The organism is Bdellovibrionales bacterium, assembly GCA_018266295.1.
In the GTDB taxonomy this organism is placed as follows: domain Bacteria; phylum Bdellovibrionota; class Bdellovibrionia; order Bdellovibrionales; family Bdellovibrionaceae; genus JACMRP01.
Map to the genome: position 1 here is coordinate 87,748 of JAFEAQ010000015.1, position 18,407 is coordinate 106,154.

The 18,407-nt window shown below is 47.4% G+C and carries 18 protein-coding genes; 8 read left to right on the forward strand and 10 right to left on the reverse strand.

The window, feature by feature from the left end; genetic code table 11:
- Positions 1-44 precede the first annotated feature (44 nt).
- The 3 genes from JSU04_16390 (at position 45) to JSU04_16400 (ending at position 4,394) form a co-directional block, all read left to right on the forward strand.
- A complete protein-coding gene (locus tag JSU04_16390; GenBank protein ID MBS1971891.1) occupies positions 45-1,550 on the forward strand; it encodes a hypothetical protein in 1,506 nt (501 codons plus the stop codon).
- A gap of 76 nt (positions 1,551-1,626) precedes the next feature.
- Positions 1,627-2,364 carry a hypothetical protein gene (locus JSU04_16395; protein MBS1971892.1) on the forward strand — a complete coding sequence of 246 codons (738 nt, stop codon included), beginning with the start codon at positions 1,627-1,629 and terminating at the stop codon, positions 2,362-2,364.
- Positions 2,365-2,459: 95 nt separating this feature from the next.
- Positions 2,460-4,394: a hypothetical protein gene (locus JSU04_16400; GenBank protein MBS1971893.1), complete on the forward strand. Its 1,935-nt coding sequence runs from the start codon at positions 2,460-2,462 to the stop codon at positions 4,392-4,394.
- A 78-nt stretch (positions 4,395-4,472) separates the two neighbouring features.
- On the opposite strand, the gene JSU04_16405 is transcribed toward JSU04_16400, so the two are convergent.
- Positions 4,473-4,751 carry a hypothetical protein gene (locus tag JSU04_16405; protein MBS1971894.1) on the reverse strand — a complete coding sequence of 93 codons (279 nt, stop codon included), beginning with the start codon at positions 4,749-4,751 and terminating at the stop codon, positions 4,473-4,475.
- Positions 4,752-4,984: 233 nt separating this feature from the next.
- On the opposite strand from JSU04_16405, the gene JSU04_16410 reads away from it, so the two are divergent.
- The 3 genes from JSU04_16410 to JSU04_16420 are packed head-to-tail and all read left to right on the forward strand — an operon-like array spanning position 4,985 to position 7,351.
- Positions 4,985-5,467 carry a hypothetical protein gene (locus JSU04_16410; GenBank protein ID MBS1971895.1) on the forward strand — a complete coding sequence of 161 codons (483 nt, stop codon included), beginning with the start codon at positions 4,985-4,987 and terminating at the stop codon, positions 5,465-5,467.
- A 49-nt stretch (positions 5,468-5,516) separates the two neighbouring features.
- Entirely contained in the window at positions 5,517-6,860 is a 1,344-nt protein-coding gene (locus JSU04_16415) for a polysaccharide deacetylase family protein (protein ID MBS1971896.1), read from the forward strand.
- A gap of 2 nt (positions 6,861-6,862) precedes the next feature.
- Positions 6,863-7,351 carry a hypothetical protein gene (locus JSU04_16420; protein ID MBS1971897.1) on the forward strand — a complete coding sequence of 163 codons (489 nt, stop codon included), beginning with the start codon at positions 6,863-6,865 and terminating at the stop codon, positions 7,349-7,351.
- On the opposite strand, the gene JSU04_16425 is transcribed toward JSU04_16420, so the two are convergent.
- Both JSU04_16425 and JSU04_16430 read right to left on the reverse strand, forming a co-directional pair.
- Positions 7,348-8,964 (reverse strand): DUF2339 domain-containing protein, encoded by a 1,617-nt coding sequence (locus JSU04_16425; GenBank protein ID MBS1971898.1) that lies wholly within the window; start codon positions 8,962-8,964, stop codon positions 7,348-7,350. The two genes, JSU04_16420 and JSU04_16425, sit on opposite strands and share 4 nt — an antisense overlap.
- A gap of 81 nt (positions 8,965-9,045) precedes the next feature.
- A complete protein-coding gene (locus tag JSU04_16430) occupies positions 9,046-10,200 on the reverse strand; it encodes a class I SAM-dependent RNA methyltransferase (GenBank protein ID MBS1971899.1) in 1,155 nt (384 codons plus the stop codon).
- Positions 10,201-10,229: 29 nt separating this feature from the next.
- Between JSU04_16430 and JSU04_16435 the strand changes: the two genes are divergently transcribed.
- The gene (locus JSU04_16435) at positions 10,230-10,655 is read left to right on the forward strand and encodes a hypothetical protein (protein MBS1971900.1); all 426 of its coding nucleotides are present in this window, start codon (positions 10,230-10,232) and stop codon (positions 10,653-10,655) included.
- A 1-nt stretch (position 10,656) separates the two neighbouring features.
- Here JSU04_16435 and JSU04_16440 read toward each other — a convergent pair whose 3' ends face one another.
- Positions 10,657-11,307: a 2'-5' RNA ligase family protein gene (locus JSU04_16440; GenBank protein ID MBS1971901.1), complete on the reverse strand. Its 651-nt coding sequence runs from the start codon at positions 11,305-11,307 to the stop codon at positions 10,657-10,659.
- Positions 11,308-11,365: 58 nt separating this feature from the next.
- Between JSU04_16440 and JSU04_16445 the strand changes: the two genes are divergently transcribed.
- Positions 11,366-14,284 (forward strand): M28 family peptidase, encoded by a 2,919-nt coding sequence (locus JSU04_16445; GenBank protein MBS1971902.1) that lies wholly within the window; start codon positions 11,366-11,368, stop codon positions 14,282-14,284.
- A 14-nt stretch (positions 14,285-14,298) separates the two neighbouring features.
- On the opposite strand, the gene JSU04_16450 is transcribed toward JSU04_16445, so the two are convergent.
- The 6 genes from JSU04_16450 to JSU04_16475 form a co-directional block, all read right to left on the reverse strand.
- A complete protein-coding gene (locus tag JSU04_16450) occupies positions 14,299-14,958 on the reverse strand; it encodes a DUF2259 domain-containing protein (GenBank protein MBS1971903.1) in 660 nt (219 codons plus the stop codon).
- Positions 14,959-15,348: a hypothetical protein gene (locus JSU04_16455; GenBank protein MBS1971904.1), complete on the reverse strand. Its 390-nt coding sequence runs from the start codon at positions 15,346-15,348 to the stop codon at positions 14,959-14,961. It lies immediately after the preceding gene.
- Between the two features lie 145 nt (positions 15,349-15,493).
- Positions 15,494-16,159: a DUF2259 domain-containing protein gene (locus JSU04_16460; GenBank protein MBS1971905.1), complete on the reverse strand. Its 666-nt coding sequence runs from the start codon at positions 16,157-16,159 to the stop codon at positions 15,494-15,496.
- 121 nt (positions 16,160-16,280) lie between these two features.
- Positions 16,281-16,748 carry a hypothetical protein gene (locus JSU04_16465; GenBank protein MBS1971906.1) on the reverse strand — a complete coding sequence of 156 codons (468 nt, stop codon included), beginning with the start codon at positions 16,746-16,748 and terminating at the stop codon, positions 16,281-16,283.
- Positions 16,749-16,773: 25 nt separating this feature from the next.
- Complete coding sequence (locus tag JSU04_16470; GenBank protein ID MBS1971907.1) at positions 16,774-17,613, reverse strand: hypothetical protein; 840 nt, start codon at positions 17,611-17,613, stop codon at positions 16,774-16,776.
- Positions 17,610-18,362, reverse strand: coding sequence for a TIGR02147 family protein (locus JSU04_16475; GenBank protein ID MBS1971908.1), 753 nt, complete (start codon positions 18,360-18,362; stop codon positions 17,610-17,612). Before JSU04_16475 ends, JSU04_16470 begins: the two co-directional genes overlap by 4 nt.
- Between the last annotated feature and the right edge of the window lie 45 nt (positions 18,363-18,407).

Here is an 18,407-nt window from a genome sequence, read left to right on the forward strand (position 1 = left end):
CTTCTGGATCAGAAGAAATCCTCAGGAATGCCGAAAATAAAGGCATGAGAAAACATAGTGCCTTCACCTTAGTACTCGCTTCTAGCGTCCTTTTGCTTTCAGCCTGTGCGCCAAAGAATTTCCAAGCTTTGGATGAAATCGCCGGCGACACGACAAGTGCTGTTGGCTGCAGTGATTTTGAAAGTAAATCTTGGGATGCTGTAAATAAATACCTTATCGAGCAGCAGTCTATGCCGACTGCAGAAGAGTTAAAAGATCACTTGAGGGTTTCTTTGAAAAGCATCAAAGCTCCTGCGGAGTCTGTGACGCCAGAGAAGCTTGAAGGTCTCGCAAAAGAAATCGATGCTCTCTACGAGATCATGTTGACGGACGCCCCGAAGATGGAAAAGGTGCAGGACGCTCAGACCCTTTTAGAAGTCTTGTCCGCAATGGAAATCGGTGACCGCACAACCGAAAGTAAAGTAGAGCTTCAAGAAAAAGTAACCACGCAGTTTGCAAAAATCAAAGCACGGGCTGCGGCAATGGGTGTTCAGTGTGGAGCTCCGCCTGCACCGGCTCCCGGCTCATCGGATCAGCCGACGGAGGTAGATCCGGGAGTTGAAAAGATCACGACCAATTTGGCGCTGCCGGTTTATGGTGCGCGTTTTGCCATGGCTACGGCTTACCAGACATGTCAAGCTCTCAGCGAGCCGGCGATGTCTGCAAGCACCCCTGACATCGAAGATGCAGCGATCAAGGTCACAGGCAAGCACTCCGATGGTGTCGGCAGCAAGCGCGAGATTGCAAGTGTGACGGCTCTTCTTCGCAGTCATCCGTACTACAAAAACGTCAACAGTTATGGTGCTTCTTGCTTGAATGGTCGCGCCTATCCAATGATTTACGATTACGGTGGCAAGCCAGCGGTCACGACGGGCCTGACTTCGTATTTGAATTTCTTTAAAAATGCCGGTAATGGGACGTCCGTTCTTGGAACGGATTGTTCAGGCCTGATTTACACGGCGCTTGCGACGGCGGGTCTGCGTATTGCTCCTGGTAAGACCATGAAAGCCACAGGTGTGAGCGGTGTGAGTTCAACAATGTACGTTGAGCCTCAGAAAAATGGTCTCAGTTGCTTGGCAAAAATCACGGTGACACCAAAATCCGATTTAAAGGCGGGTGATATCGTGGCAGTTCCCGGTCACGTTCTCATGGTCGACACGGTAGGCGCTGATCCGTTTGGTTTGAATGGTGTCAAAACGGCCGATGGTTGTTCGAATGTCTCAGCGAAAGATTTTGATTTCGTGATCATTCAAAGCAGTCCAAGTAAAAATGCCGTCGGCATCAATCGTTTTCAGGCAAGAGACTATTTGCCAACGAGTGATAAGATGCGTGCAACGCTTGAAAAGTATGCTTATTATTCGTGTTTAGCTCGAGTAAATAACAAGAGCTACACTCCAAATTTAGGCACGGGATCAGTGATTCGTCATAGCCTCACATCGACTTGCATGGGATCACGTATTAAGATGACCCAAGAGGCATGCGTAGAGAGCTGCCCTCAGCTTGTGAAGTAATCGACCATAGTCTAGGCGGACTTAAGGCGCTTCCTTTTGTCCCCAAGGTCAATTACCATGTGTTTGCGGGGGGATTATGACTCAAGACACTCAGACTCAGGATTTAAAACAACCAATCGGTATCTATATTTTAGCGTTGCTTTTCATGCTTGCTCCACTCGGAAATATCATTGTGAGCTTTGCTGGCAGCGGCGTTGCGAACTGGTACCATCCTGCAGAGTTTGCTGAGCTTGTAAAAACGATTCCTGTTGCTGACTGGCTCTGGCTTGCCGGCATTTTCATTGCGGGTCTTGCGCTCCTGATGAGGCACAAATCGGCATGGTTGATTGCTGTAATGGCATTGCTCATCGTGCTTGCGATGAATACCTACAGAGCCTTCACGATCGACGACACTGTTCTGAATCCTGAGTTCGTCCGCGTTCAAATCCTGATTTCAATCCTCGTCACGTTCTCTGTTTTGATCATCGCATTCTATGCAAGATATCCCTACTTGGATCGCCGTCAGCAATGGATGTTCCCTACGGCTCATCGTTACGATGTGAAGTCTCCAGTCATCGTTCACACCGGTGGCGAACTTGCCGGTTTGACAGAGTCTGTATCCACAGCAGGTATCCGCATTCGTCTGGCCAAAGCGACCGACAGCCTCAAAGGTAAAACAGAGGTTGAGTTTACATTCTCTGAACTCCCAGGCTTGAATAAAGTGAAAGCAGAAGTGATTGAGTTCTCAGGCGACGTTCTTCGCCTTAAGTACAAACACTTCGGTTGGGGTGCTCGCGGCGTCCTTGAGGCTTGGCTTAAGTCCAAAAAAGGCTAGAAAGTCTTACAAAACCAGGACTTTAGTTAGAGTGAACCCTCAAGTTTTGTTGTTCGAATCCGATACGGGAAGCGTAGTGGAAAAGAGGTTCTGGTATGAAGTTATTTAAATTTTCCGCGGCATTCACAGCTGCGTTCACCATGGCGATCGGCCCATTAGCGCAAGGAGCAGAGGCAAAGGCTACTGCACAAACTTACGCTGAAGCAAAGGCTCGCGCCCAAGCTACCAAGGTTGATTACAACGTTGATAAGAAAGCTGTTCAGGAGTTCCTGAAATACACAGGCCTTGCAACGAAGAAAAAAATGACGGTGGGTGAGTTCCACGCAAAAATGCGTCCTTTCTATCCTCGCACGCTCCGCGCGCAAATGGATGAATGGGCTCGCATGAACCGTAACGAACTCATGCCAGAATTCCAAGCCACCACTTACAAAGACAGTGAAGGTAAAGAGCGCGTTCGTTTGATGATGACGAAAGACGGTCAAACGGTTACCGCGTCATACAATCCTGATGACAACGCAAAATTCGTAAAAGTGAACAACGTCTTTTTGACGAAAGACGATATCAAGTATCACGAGCAAGCCATTCGTAAGATTGTTCATGGCAATAAGCCGATCAAAGATCAAATGAACAAAACAAAGCCAAAGAATCAGTTCAAACAATCGATTCTTTTGAGTTATGAAGAGTACAGCCGCCTGACTGCAAAAGAGCGTGCGGGTTACTTGTTGAAAGTTCGTTACGTTCTTGAAAACTCTGAACGCGTCATGGCTGCTTACTATGGTAAGACAGCAATGAATGAAATGAAGAAGGAATTCTTCGTTCAGTGGTTGATGATGGAAGAAGCTAACGCGGCCGGCACCAAGCAAATCCGTGGTGCGAAACCGGGCGATCCTTGTATCGTCGCGGGCTATTTGGCGTCTTACGGTAATGACTATTCTTGCGGTGGTACAGGCCCAGGCCGTGCGAAGTTGATCCAAGAGATGGAGCAATGGGGCGGTGGTCGTTGCACCAACGGAACTGTTTCATGTAATCCACTGGTGTACGGTTTCAACTCAAATGGTTCTGCAATCTGCGTAAAAAACGCGGGTAAAAACTCTGAAATCTACAACTCGACTTCTCAAGCCTGCCCGAATGCATCTCCTCTGCGCAAAGGCTCAAAGGACGAACAAGCTGATAAAAAACGTATCATTGAATCGTACTTGGCTCAGAAAGATCCAGAGACGCTTAAAAAACTCGGCGTTGATGGTTTGACTTTCAAAGACGGTAAAGTTCCAAAAGAACAATACGACTTGATCGCTAAATATCTTGGCGACCTGAATACGTACATCGATAAAGCAACGACCGCATGTTCTGTGGCTCCGCTCAGTGATATTCAAAAGGTTCGTAACGAGCAGCAATCTGCCTGCCAAGCTTTGGCGCTTCGTAAGATTGACCTCGAGTCTTTCCCTGTAGCTCCGCTTCCTCCTCCTGTGCCGCCAGATACAGGTCTTGAGTGCGGTGCTGATGAAACTCCGCGCAACTCTGAGCCGGTCAACGGCAAGTGCGTGTGTCGAGCGGGGGATGAACTTGGTACGATCACGGAGGACGGTAAAGAAGTCCCTGCTTGTATCGCGATTGCTCCAATTATTGATAAAGGCAACGACGGTAAAGACGAGTGTAATAAGGATCAACAGCCAAATCCAAATGCGAAAGAGGGCGATGATTCTTGTAAGAAAGCCGCTGGCGCTTGTACTTGGTGTAAATGGTTGATCGGCGGTCTCGTGTTTGCGGGGGTTGCTGGACTTATCTGGTGGTTGACTCGTGATAAAGATAAAGATCACAAGACAACGACAGATCCAGATCCATGTCCTCCAGCTCCATTGATCTGCTCTCCGGTGACGAATCCGACAGCGACACCGACTCCAACGGCGACGCCTCCACCGATCCAGACACCGCCAGTGGTAGATCCGGATCCGATCCCGACCCCTGCAGTGACTCCGTTTGTTGAGTCCACGACAGGAACATCGACGTCGACCTCCGGTGGCGTCAGATAGAAAATGGAAATAGATAGTTGAAAATAAAAAAACCCGAGCTCATCACTCGGGTTTTTTGTTTTTTATTTCAAAAATGAATTACTTTTTCTTTTTTGCCGGAGCTTCTTCTTTAGCTTCGATATCTGTCGCTACCATTTTGTATTTGATAGTTACTTTCGCGCCTTTTTTGAGTTCGCCATGAACAACGGAAGCAGCGTCTTTAGACACCTCCCATTTTTCACCTTTCTTATCAACTACGATCGTTGAATCTGTCACTTCGAGAATAGGACCAGTGACTTGATATGTTTTTTCTGCCGCAGCAAAAACAGAGCCGCTGATGAATAATGCAATAAGGGTCGTTGATACAAGACGTAACATAATGTCTCCTTTGTAGATTATGTTTCACGCTAGACTAAATACCGTCCTGACGAATGTCCATATTTGACTCGCCATTGCTCTCTGCAGGAGCGACGAGGAAAGAAAGTGATAAGATACATAAAAGGGAAGGGGGAAGTATGAATATCGAGCGTATAAAACCTGAAAATACCCCCATCATTCCTGAGATCCCCGAAGAGAAAACCCCCTCAGTTCCGGTGAGTTATCCGGAATCGCTGAAGAAGATATTTAGAAATCGTCAAAACCTCGAATGGGAAATTGGTACGGGCTTTCACAGCGGTCCGACGGGACGTCGTAAGGGGTACCAGCTGACGATGTGGTCTTTGGTGGCGTCGATGATTGATGCGCTTTTGCTTGTCGGGATGAGCTGTGTCTTTCTGATGGTGTTTATTAAGATCATCAAAGTGCCTCTTACTAAGGGGCTGCTGCAGGATTTTGCGATGATTTACGTGATTGGCTCATGGCTTTATATGATCACGACGAGATTTTTTATCGGCTCATCCATTGGTGAGGCGGCCTGCGATATTCGTTTAGGTAAACCACAAGAGCGGCTGTCGAGCTGGTATTTTCTAAAAGTTGTTGTCCGTGCAACTCTGGTTATGGCAACGGGAATTATTGTATTACCGATCATTTCCCTCATTTTTGGCCGAGACATTCCCGGGATGATTTCTGGCCTCAAACTTTTTTCTTTAAAATAGCGTTTTTCAGCGACTCCCTATAAACTGATTTTATAGAGGAGTTTTTGCTATGGCTTTTTCCCGTGCTGTTTTGATATTAGCTGCGGCCTTTGTGCTTTCTTGCAATCACACAGAGACAAAAAAAGAAGAAGTTCGCGAGCCGTCGAGCGTTACTGGCGCCGCCGCAATCCCGTTAAAACAACTTGAAGAAACTGACATTGCGCCATTGAAAGCCGTAGCAGACAATCAAGACTCACAGCGTGTGAAGGAGCTTCTCAGTGGGATCCGCATCGCGCAAATTCTTGTCTCTTCTTTTGATGCCCGTCTTGCGAAGGTTTCAGCGGCAAGCGACGCAGATCAGTTGATGAGTTCTCAGCTCTATTGCCGTTTGCAGGAAGTGCGTCCCTTACAAGAAGCCATCGAGGATAAATTGCGCGTGATTCTTGCCTCGGCAATGCAAAATGGCCCTGCGGGTAAGGAGTGGTTCTATGGTCAACTCCGTGATTTTGCAAAGGTCGACACCTTAAATGAAATTGCAACAATGCAAATAGTGCGTGTGCTGGCAGAGGATGAAGTTCTTAATTGCGGCGCGAAGAATTGCTTTGCCGCGGAAGCTGTGAAATTCCCTGAGTTTCACGTAAATCCTTTTGATGACGAAGCCATGGTGACCTACGTTGGCACTCGCATGGTGCAATATTCGAAAGTAACACCGGCAGATTTAAAGCCAGGGACTTGCTTTAGCGAGACCCGTGAGCCGAATCAAGCGGGGGTTTATGACTGGGCTCATCGCAATTGGATCGGCTCATCACTGCCGTCAGGGCAGTTTGTATTTACTTATGATGATGGCCCCCATCCCAGCTTCACGAAAGAAATTCGTGATACGTGGGCGCGTGCGGGAATGGCAAAGCCGGCCTTTTTCTGGCTTTCGAAAAATGTCGATCGTCTCAAATCCGTTGTGAATGAAACCAACTCTCAAGGGTATGTCATCGGCTCGCACTCTGTGGATCATAAAAACCTTGGAGCTCTTGCAAAAGCGGGAAATACAAAAGCCCTGGATTACGAGATCAACGGTGCGGTGGCAACTCTCAGTAAGGCGCTCGGCCGTCCCGTGCGCTATTTCCGTTTGCCTTACGGCTCTGGAGTGAAGAGTGCCCTGATTGGCGCACGTTTTCAGGCATTGAATCTTGAACACTTCTTCTGGCGTGTGGATTCTTTAGATTGGCAGGATAAGAATCCGGCTTCAATCCGTAATCGTGTGGTGGCGCAAATGAAAGCGGTGGGCAGTGGAATTATTCTTTTCCATGACATTCATCCTCAATCGGCAAAAGCCGCGCAACTGATGGTGGATTACATCAAGGCAAATCCGAAATACAAAGCGGTCAATATTTTAGATATCCCTGGGCTGCCGAAATAGTTATGAAAATCCTCGCAGGGGTCTTCAGTGTATTTTTGTTAGGAATCTCCGTTCATGCGGCGGTTCCTTACGGGCAATTAGAAGGCTTGCGCCGCCAGAGTGTTGTAACAAGGGTCGCTCTCGATAACCCTGAAGATGCAATGATAAAGTCCTGCGGTCTTAAGCCGGATGTAACGGCTATGCTCGGCTCAAAACTTGAATCTGCTCTCGATGAGGCCGCGGAGCAGTGGCGGAAGAAGTCTCTGACCTCAGAAGAGATCATATCGTTAAAGGCTAAAATCTCTGTATGTAAAAATCGCGGTAGTTGTCAGGTCTATGAGAAATTTCTGTCTTCGGTGAAAGTTCCTGAGAGTGAAAAAACGCAATTCACGGAAATACAAAAAGCATTGTCGGCGACCTTGGAAAAAATCGACGCTGGCAACTACAAAAAAGCCCTGACAACCGTGCCGGAGCCTTGCAAGGTTTTAAAATCTTTAGACGATAAAAATTAAATCTTTCTGAACATCCAGCCGGAAATATAAAGCAATATCCCCGTGACAAGAAGGCATGCAACCCTGGCACCGGTGTTTGCGCCTGATAAGTCATAGAAAAACGCCTTCAGTGAAGATAAAATCAGAATCACCAGCGACGAGCGGGCGAAGGTTTTATCTTTGTTCTTATAGCCATAACCCAACACCCCTAAGGCGTATAGAGCCCACGCGAAAGACACCGCGAAGGAACCGAAGGGTTTTAAGATCGCATAAAGACTCGCCGCCATAAGCACGTGAGGCGTATAGAGCATGGCCGGAATGTCCTCTTGCTGCTTTTTGAAAATGCCTGAGAATTTAAAGACTCCTAAAAGACCCACGGACATTAAAAAGCCCGAAGCGGTCCAGACGTTTTCATCTTTCGTGAGCAGGGAGAATAAAATCATCGCGTAGTTCCAAGCAGCAAGCCCAAAACCGATGGCTTTAAGTATTTTACGGAAAAGCTCCCAGTTTTTTGGCCAAGTGGCGTTGTGATAAAAATAAAGCGCAATCCCCGCAAGAGCTATGAATAGCAATGGCTGATAAATATCCGGCGTCAGAACAAAATAAACTGCGTGAGTTAGAATCAAAGTCGCAGACGATAAAAGAATATCTTCGCTCGGGAGGACTGTGTCTTTCGGGAGCCGGCGTTTGAGCGCGGCATAGATCACGAGAAGGACGACGGCAAATCCCACAGCCGCAAACGGAGCTGCTTCAGGGTAAAGGCGATCGATGAAAGAGTACTCAAGACCATAGAAAAATAGAATCAAAGGGAAATAAGCCAAGGACTGCTCGGTCCTTAGTGGCTGCTTGAGGCTCAAGGTGTGATAGAGAGTGCCGCCGATAAAGATAATCGCCTGCAATCCCAGATAAGTCGCTCCGGCTGAGAGTTCTCCGGGAGCAGAAAAACCGATGATCGCAGTCGTGAAAAGCGCGAAATAAGCGGCGATCACGTTGATAGGACGCGACTCTAAAATCACGGCAATCACCGTGTAAGTGACTGAGACCACCAGGAAATAGTTTTGAATGAGATCTGCTTGAATGGCCCCAGAAAAGAAAAAAGGAATTAAATAAGCGCCGATATTTGAAAGTAAGAGATATGGAAAAAGTAAAAGGCGATCGTAAATGAGAATGCAGCCAATCGAAATCAGCCCGCAAAAAAGCAAAGACACGAGCGGATCATAGAGTTTATGAACCAGGCATCCGCCAAGGGCCGTTAGAAATAAAATAATACATCCAGCAGCCGGTAAATAACTTAAATATTCGCGATCCTGAGTCTTGATTTTAAACGCTGCCACGATAAGTGAAAATCCCAGGGCGGTTGCCAGCACCACCTGACGGAACGGAGTCAGCCATCCTGAATCGACGGCCAGTTTTACCAAATACAATGCTGCCATAACGACGAAAGCAATCCCTGCAAGTCCAAGCCAACTCATGCCATTTTGGGAAAGATTTTTTTCACGAACTGTGAGAGGTTCCGTTTCCTTGGCGATCGTTGGGGCCGGTCCATTTACAGGAATGTCTTTTGCGACCCCGAGCATTTTTTCTAAGTGCAAAATGCGGTTTTCCAAGTGATCGACTTTTGCCTGTAAATCCATCGTACATCTCCCGTTGTTAAATCACGGATGCAGCTTACTAAAGTAAGGATGTTTAGATGATGTTGTTCAGCAAACAGAAAGTCAACTGAGCTGCCAAAGACTCAAAACTTCATAGTGAGTTGTCTGTGGGAATTGATCGACGATGGTGAGTTTTTTAAGTTCGTATCCAGCGGCCACAAGCTTGACAGCGTCAGCGACGAAGCTCTCGGGGAAGCAAGACATGTATAAAAAATTCTTCGGCTTGCGGGACTCATCAATCAGCGGAGCCAAGAAATCCTTCAACCCGGATCTCGGTGGATTCACCAACACTGTATCATAATTTTTGAAATCCTGAGGGTTTCGGTTTTGGAAGTCGCCTTGTTGAACGGTGACTCGCTCTGCGATATCGGAAAAACCCGGTTGTTGAGAAAGAACCTCCAGGCTTTTTTTAAATCCCGTAAGCGCTTCGCTGTCGATCTCACAGGCGACAAGGCTGCGGTGATTTCCCAAGGCCGGAAAACTCAGATTACCGATGCCTGAGCCGAATTCCAAAACCCGCTCAGAACCCACTTCGGTGAGCCATGTATCAATGACTTTTGTTAGAGCCGCATTTGCCTTAAGGCCCGGTTGCGTGAAGGTGCCGATCGAGCAAAATAGATCCACGGCTTGATCGTCGATGAAACTTTGAAACCAAACCTGCGGTACGGGATCTTTTAGTTTAAGAACTCCGTCCACCAAAGTTAGAACTTTGTGGCGCTGACCGATTTCAACCGTCGCGCGGCTCATGAGATCTAAAAGCAAAGTCTTCTCATCCAAAAGGGCTTTGACATCCACATTGGCGAAATCAAGCCAGATCCCACGCTGACCCTGGGGGCCTACGCGCAGACGCAAAGAGCCTTTTTTAATCGGCCACTGGACTTTGCGGATTTCGGTAAGCCATGCCTGTAATGGCTGTGACATCTGCTGACACTGTTCCAGATCAAGAACGCGCTTCTGTTGTCCCGGTGAATATTTTTCGTAAAGTCCTAGGGAGCCGGCCTCCCAAACGAGGTCAGCGCGGTCGCGAAGGCCAGACGGGGCGGGGCTGATAACCTCTAAGCGGCCATTAAATGGGATTTGGGCGCTATGAAGCAGGCCGGAAAGCTCTTTAGCTTTGCGTTGATGTTGCTCTTCAAGGGGGATCTCCAAGTATTGGCAACCAGAGCACTTATCTTTGTATTTACATTCGACCTGCATCTTTGATAGGTATACTCTCAAACGCCCCCTAAAATAAAAGGAATTCAACTATGAAATCCGCATTTCTTGCTTTTGCCGCGACGATGATCCTGGGCTTTGCAGCCTCTGCTGAAACTCCCTATTCCCGTGAGTGCCGTATCGCCGGCGGGATCCACTGGGATGTCAGTATTCAAACGGAATTCGACACACCTCTTTGCTTGTTTGGTTCGGCTGCCATCGGTGCCGCGGATTTTGCTCAGTACAAATGGGGAAACGGTCTTTCTTATTCTTTAAACACATTTGAGAGCCAAACAACTCCCCGCGATCCTTCAGGAGTGTGCGACGCTTTTGGTGCTGCTTACTGGACGGCGACTGATACTAACGGCACTCAGTGGGAACTTTGCAAATTCTTAGATGATTCTGTGATTGAGCTTAAAACTCTAGCGGGCGGCGTGAACGATCCTGCGAATGCGAAACTCGTCCACGCTTTGCAGTAAGTTATTTCGGAGCCGCTTGCGGCTGGAACTGATGAATACAAGAAGCCCTGTTTTTAGAAACGCCGTCCTCGATATGTAAATCGCGGGCGGTGTAACCTAAAGTCACGTGGGGCATGAACTTCTCTGGGACAAATTCTTGCGGTCTTCCGCCGTTTTTCACGTAAATCTCTTCAATCTTGCCGCGAAGATCGATCAAATCTGAACTATCAACCACCACATAATAGACCTTTTCTGGTTTGCCATTGAGTTCTTTTTCGCCGCGGCCAATACAAACCGGTGTGAACTTGAGGTCCTGGATTTTCGCCTCTTCGGCGATTTTTGTGATTTCAGCGATGCTGATGTGTTTCTTTAAAACTTTATCATACTCTACCGGAGTTACGACTGTGATATGGGCTTCGCCGCGGGTGTTGAGCTGAATTTTCTCGGCATCCTGAATTTGCTCATAAAGGGATTTGTAAGGGGCATAGGGAAGATTCATCGCGAGGTAGGCCTTCATCGGCTTTTCTTCGGTGTGGGGAATGAACTCCGCTTTCTCTATTGTAGATGGCGCGTTAAACACTTGTGTACCTCGCTCAAAGGTGTCAGTGGATTGGGTCGTCGTTGTTGCACAAGCGGTGAGCATCACTAAGCTTGCAAAAAGAATTCTTTTCAAGGGGAGCTCCTTCATGTTCTTGACCCCATGCTACCCCCTGAAATAGCCTCTAGCAACTATGAATCATACACTTAAACTTGTTTCGATCTCGTGCGTTTTCGTATTGGCCGCTTTCTTTGTTCAAGCAAAAGATGAAGTTCCAGCCCCGGCTGAAAAAGTCTTTGTGGACACTCCGAACACGCTTACGACAAATGCCCGTCAAATCACTTTTGAAGGCCCAAAGTCCGGCGAAGGTTATTTCAGTGCGGACGGCAAAAAAATGATTTTCCAAAGCGAGCGTTATCCGGGAAATCCGTTTTATCAAATGTATGTGATGGATTTGGAAACGGGAAAGACGGATTTGATTTCCAGCGGAAAAGGCAAAACGACCTGCGGCTGGATTCATCCCAGCATGAAGAAGCTTTTGTTCTCTTCCACGCATCAAGATCCACAGTGGAAAAAGAAACAGGACGAAGAGATTGAGTCGCGCAAAAAGCCTGTGAAAGGCCGTTACTCTTGGAGCTTTGATGATCAGTACGATATTTATTCGTCGGATTTGAAAGGTAAAAACCTCAAGCGTTTGACGAAGTCTTTGGGCTACGATGCGGAAGGTTCTTATTCTCCGGATGGCAAATGGATTGTGTTTGCATCGAATCGCGCGGCTTACACCGAGAAGCTTAGCCCTGAAGATCAGAAGATGTTCCAGCAGGACCCGTCTTACATGATGGATATTTACATTATGAAAGAAGACGGCACGGGTGTAAAACGTCTGACCGATGCCAAGGGTTATGACGGCGGTCCGTTCTTTAGTGCCGACGGCAAGCATATCACATGGCGCCGGTTTGCTCCAAACGGGGCGACGGCAGAGATCTACACCATGAATGTGGATGGCAGCGACCAGAAGGCTGTGACTCATATGAAGTCGATGTCTTGGGCGCCTTATTATCATCCATCAGGAGATTACATTATTTTCGCGTCCAGTGTTTTGGGGTACTCGAACTTTGAACTTTTTATTGTCGATAGTCAGGGGACGAAACCACCGGTGCGTGTTACTTTCAATGATGGTTTTGATGGCCTCGCGAGTTTCTCTCCGGATGGGACGAAGATGACTTGGTCTCGCCGCAATGAAAAAGGTGAAAGCCAGATCTTTATTGCTGACTGGGATGACGCTCAAGCACGCCGTCTTTTGGGGCTTCCAGAAAAAGAACTCATGGCTTCAGATTTAAAACCTGAGATCTCGGCCGCTGACGCCAAGAAAGTTGTGGAATATCTGGCTTCAGAAAAACTCGCTGGCCGTAAGGTGGGGAGTGATGAAGAGAAGGTCTACACCCAAAAGCTTGCTGATATTTTTAAATCTTTTGGTTTAATCGGCGGCGCTAACGATGGATCATTCTTTGATAAATTTGAATTCACTTCAGGTGTGAAGTTGGGCACTGACAACAAAATGGAGTTTGTCGGAAACTTTAAAAAGGCTCTGCAGATTGAAAAAGATTACAGCGTTTTGTCATTCTCTAAGACCGGCAAAGTGAGTGAGTCGCCGCTGGTATTTGCCGGCTATGGAATCAAAGCGCCTGCAACAGAAAAGTTCCCGGCGTATGATTCTTATAAAGACGTGAAAGTCGAACGTAAGTGGGTGGTCGTGTTTAAAGACATCCCCCAGGATGTGTCACCGGAGCTTCGTCATCACCTGAATACCTATGCACGCCTTCAGCACAAAGTGACTGTGGCGAAAAATGCCGGTGCGGTGGGGATTATCTTTGTCGATCCATCGGATGAAAACGAAGATTTCAAGAAGCTAAAATTTGAAGGAACTCTGTCGGACTCAAGTCTTGCAGTTCTTAAAATTCAGCAAGCTCTCTTAAAGGAACTTCTGAAGTCTGCAGGCCAAGATATGAAAGGCCTTCTGAAGAAGCTTGATCAAGGCGAAGCGGTTGAGCCGATTGCCATTCCGATGACGTATCTGACAGCGACTGTGAACCTGGACTTTGAAAAGGCTCAAGGGATTAACGTTGTTGCAAAACTTCCGGTGAAGGGCGCTAAGAACGGCGTCTTGATCGGTGCCCATGGTGATCACTTGGGTCGCGGGGATATTGGGAACTCACTGGCTAAAGGCAACGAGCGTGGGCAAATCCACTACGGAGCTGACGATAATGCTTCGGGTGTTTCCGGCGTTGTGGAGCTGGCTCATTACTTTGCGGATCAATACAAAAAGAAGCCTTCAAGTTTGAAGAAGGATCTCTATTTCGCAGTTTGGTCGGGGGAAGAGTCCGGCGTTTTGGGCTCGACAGCTTTTGTTAAGGGCTGGGATAAAGCACACAAACAAAAACTGGCAGATTACTTCTCTGCGAGTATTAATATGGACATGATTGGCCGTCTTCAAGAGAAGCTTTATGTTCAAGGCGTTGGTTCAGGCGATCACTGGCCACAGCTTTCAGAAGAGATTTCTATTCGCCAAGGCATGCCGATGGTCCTGCAAAATGATCCGTATTTGCCAACGGACTCTATGGCGCTTTATGTGGGCGGTATTCCATCGATCAACTTCTTCACGGGTTCCCATGCTGAGTATCATTCCCCACGCGATATTCCAAGCACGTTGAATTACCCGGGCCTTGAGCGCGTGATTAAAACTGTTTCAGATTATACGCGGTTGCTTGCAGATAGTTCCGTCAAGATGGTGAGCTATGTGAAGGTCGGCGGGAATCCTAATAAACAGCTTGAAGGCCGTAGCTTCCGCACGTACCTCGGTACGATCCCTGATTACACACAAGAAGGTGTGAAAGGCGTTCGTATTTCAGGGGCCTCGAAAGACAGTCCCGCAGCTCAAGCAGGGCTTCTAGAAAACGATGTGATTACTGAATTTGACGGCGTTAAAATCGAAAATATTTACGACTACGTTTATACTTTGCAGTCCGTAAAGCCTAACGTCGAGACGACGATGAAAATCAATCGTGCGGGGCAAACTAAAGAAGTAAAGATCACTCCCAAACTGAAGGAGTGATCTTTAACCCAAAATTACGGAAGAGTTCCTGTCACAACCATATGGTTTGTGTCGGGTCCTTCAAATCCAAAAGTCTGGTAGGAAAGAACAACGACCAGGCTTTTCCCGTTCACGAGCGCACGATCAATACGGTAGTCATAACTGCATTCACGAGACTTCGGCTGGCGCTGATCCTTTTGCAAAGTGATCTTCTGAGAAGAGCTTTCGAGGGATACCTCGATCATCTGGTCTTCTAGATCTTCAATACAATTTGGATTGAGCGTCCCGGCAGGAAGCTGCTTTAGCTCGATTGTGTAATCCCGGCCGTTCGCGGTCAGAGGTAAACGCAGTGGCGACTGCTCAGAGGCCGGTGTGGCGACGCCCAGATTTTGGCCCGCAATAATGCCGTTCTTAGTGAGGTCCGCTTTTGCGATCGCTTTTTGAAGAGCCTCGTTCTCATCAAACGATGAATCGTCTTCAATCATCACTCTGGTATGTTTTGTGATCGTGTTCTTTGCTGTATTCACCACGTAAACATCGGCGAGCGGAAAACCAGACCCGTCCTGAACGACAGAGTCTGCAAAGGCGAAGTATTTTTGATTTTTAGAAAATCCAAGGTTATGGAAATTCTTAGTGTCCATCGCGTGAGTTAAGGAGCTCGCTAAGAGCCCCAGTGTAAGAATGGTTTTTTTCATTTAGTAGTTCTCGTCGCTAAATTTTGTTTTAAGGTGGTTTGAAGAGCAACCGCCAACGCCCCCATTGGCAAATCTGCTGATCTTGTTATCTCTCACTTCGTAGGGATAGAGGTTGTTGCTCATGCCATCAGAACCCTGGTTATTAAGAGTCAGCGTTTGAAGAACTTGGCCTTTGCTATTGACCAGTTCAAATGCGCCAGGACCTTTGATTTGAAAAGAGACGTTCTGAATAACGCTCTTACCTGTAGATGCATCATCATAAGTCAGAGTTGATTGAGTCGTACTGTACGTCGTTGTGATGAAAGGCTCAGTGAAGTTACACTTGATGATATCTGCGTGGCTGATTGAAGACAGAAGTAAAACTGCTGTTGTAGCGAAAAGTTTGTTCATGGAAATCTCCTTACGTATTTGTTGTTTTAACTGATGGGCCAGTTTTAACACGACGCTTTCGGAGATCTCCAGAAACTCTGCCACAATCTGCGGCAAAAATACCGCAGCGGCTTTTCCCGTCTAGTGAGTTTACGAAAATGACAAACTAGGGCAGTCGTCCCGTCACAACCATGTATTTTGTATCGGGCCCCTCAAAGCCCGGGCTCTGATAAGACAACACCACCACCAGGTTGTTTTTGTTTGTGATGACTTTATCAATCTTGAAATCATAGCTGCAGTAACGACCAAAGGGTGGATATCTCTCGCTATAGAGGATCACCTCTTGCTGGGTGCTGGAGTCTTTCAAATTGACGGTTATGATTTTACTGCCTTTATCGGGATCCGCACAGGCTACGGCGTTGTCATCTTGGTCCTCTGAAAGGATCACAGAATAGTCTTTAGAATTCGTCCTGAACGAGGCCTGCTTATCATCTTTTTTCATCAAGCCCAGGTCGTTGCCGAGGTTTTCCCCGGGGGTGATTTGATAGGACTCGAGGTTTGCCGCTGGCAGAACTCTACGAAGGGCGGCACTTTCTTCATAAGCAGAATCGTCTTTGATCGTAAGACTCTTCGTGCGAACAACGATGTTATTAGGAACATTCACAACACTCACAGTGGCGTGTGGAAATCCCGTGCCGTCTTGAACGACCGTGTTGGCGTAGGCAAAAAAGAGCCCGTCGGTAGAAAAACCTAAGTTTCGAAAGTTGTATAAGTCCGCCGCGCGGGCTGGGATCAAAGCGAATAGACAATAAGCGAACAACAGGTTTTTCATTCAGGGCTCCTTACTTTGTGTGAGGTGCCTAACTTCAACTAAAATGCTCCCGGAAGAAACTCATCCGATAGAAATGTCAGTGACGTTTTCGGGATACGCCTGTCTGGTTTTCCATTAGTTCTTAAACATCAAGGCTGATGCTGCAAACGACATCAGTAAACTGACTTTGCTGGTCTGGACCAAATCCTGGGCCACGCCATACGCGCATCTCGTTACCGTTTTGTTTTTTGCGGTTCGGATCGCGGAGAACTTTGATTAAATCACCTTCATAGTTTTCGCCAACATACTTAATCCAAATAGGATTATTCAAATTCTGGTACGCCGCGAGTCCCACGATCGCCTTATGACTGTCATCGCTTTCAAAGAATTGTACGATCTCTTCGTGTTTTAATTCATAAGCAGAGACTTGGCCGTCCGTTTCCATCATCGTCACTTCGCCACGGTTCGGTGCTGCCATTGTGCCGGTTGTTTCAACCGTCACAGTTACAACTTTACCGCCGAAGGTCTCGCCGGCGCATGTAACATAAGCCAGCGCTGGTTTTGCGGCAAAAAGTGCGAGTGTTAAAGCGATGTGTTTTAAGTTTCTCATAAGTACTCCAGATTCAAATTTAAAATTAAGGTCTCAACCAGAAGATGAACTCAACGCCACCGACCAGTAATTTTCCAGAAGACGTGCAAGCACCGGTTTGTGGTCCTAAGCAGCGCCCCCATTCAGGTTCATAAGTCAGATTACCAATAGTTTTGCCGTCTTTATCCAGCACGCCGATTTGAAAGCGATGGAAAGTTCCCCGTGCGTTTGATGAGGGCGGCGCCGTCAGAGAGCTCTTTGCCACAACTACTTTGCGATACTCATCACCGCAGTCGCCAGTTGTTTCAGTCATCAAGACCTCTTCTGTTTTATTCAAATCAAAAGTAAGGCCGTCCATCTTGCAAGAACCACTGGAGTAGATAAGATTCATCGTAATGTAATTCACTGGATTAAGTGGATTCCACCACTGAGAGGGATTGTAGTTCTTCAAATCAAGAAGTGCCACGATGGGGCCAGAAACTTTGTACTGTTCATCATCAATACGCATAATGCCCAGGTACTCATGCAATACAAAGGTATAACGATGAATCGTTTCAGTGTCCGCGCGGCGCGTGCGCCAGATGCTGCGATTCACGACGATCAATTGCTGGTCCGGATCGTTGACAGCTTCAACTTCGCGCCCGTCTTTATAGATTACCTGATCTTCACTGCGAACGGTGGTGGTTTCAATAGCTCCAATGAGGAGCGCCAGGTTCACCTGCTTTAACTCCGTGGATGGCAGAGTCTTTAAATGCACAACGAGATCTTTCGCTGTCATGATAAATTCAGCGGCATACGAGTCCCCGGCATTACCGTGGTCCCAGCCGACAGCGGCGAAAGTCTGGCACGAGAGGAGGGCGGTGAAGAGTACTAAAAACTTTTTCACTTAGGATTCTCCTGGGTTAGAGGGAAAAGCTGAACATTCAAACGATACACGGAATCACACGTTCCAGTTTCAAGAAACGTCGAGAGTCTGCGGCGGAAGTCCTGGATAAGATGTTTAGCTTCATTAATTTTATTCGAGTTGATGGCCATCGTAATACCGGTGATGTCGCGAATCTCAACAGCATCGTGATCCAGCGATTCCAGTGCGCGCTCAATATGCTGGCGATGCGACTGACGAAGGCGCGAGTTTGGAATATTCGACGGGGTGGCCATGTTTTTACCGGTGAGTTTCCAGTAAGTATTTTCTTTGGCAATAATCCCGAGCTTTTCCATACGATAGAGAGCTTCCATCGCAACTCCCATCGGGATGTTCAGACGTTTCGCAATGGCTTTGGTGTCCCCTTTAAAGCGCGGAAGTTCTAGTGTCGCTAAAATAGCAAAATGTTCCCACGAGCTAATAACTTCGGCCGTTGCCATATCAAATTCATTATAGGGCACATGCTGCGCGTTTGCGCCGCCGCCTCCAGCGAGGCTCCCCATTAAGAGCATTTGGACTTGAAGGGGGTCTTGAATATCCAGGCGGTCAATGATCTTCATCGCCATTTTAGAAGTCATAGGACGCTTACGGCGAAGCAAAGCTGACAACGTAGATGAGTCAATATCCAAGGAGCTTGCGAAGGCTCTCAGAGAGTATTTAGCGTTTTTACGGCTCCTCTCGGCGAAGAGCTTTTGCAGGTAATCAATCAACATAAGGGCCCGGGTTTAGCACCGGGCCAGGGGTGTGGCTATGGAATT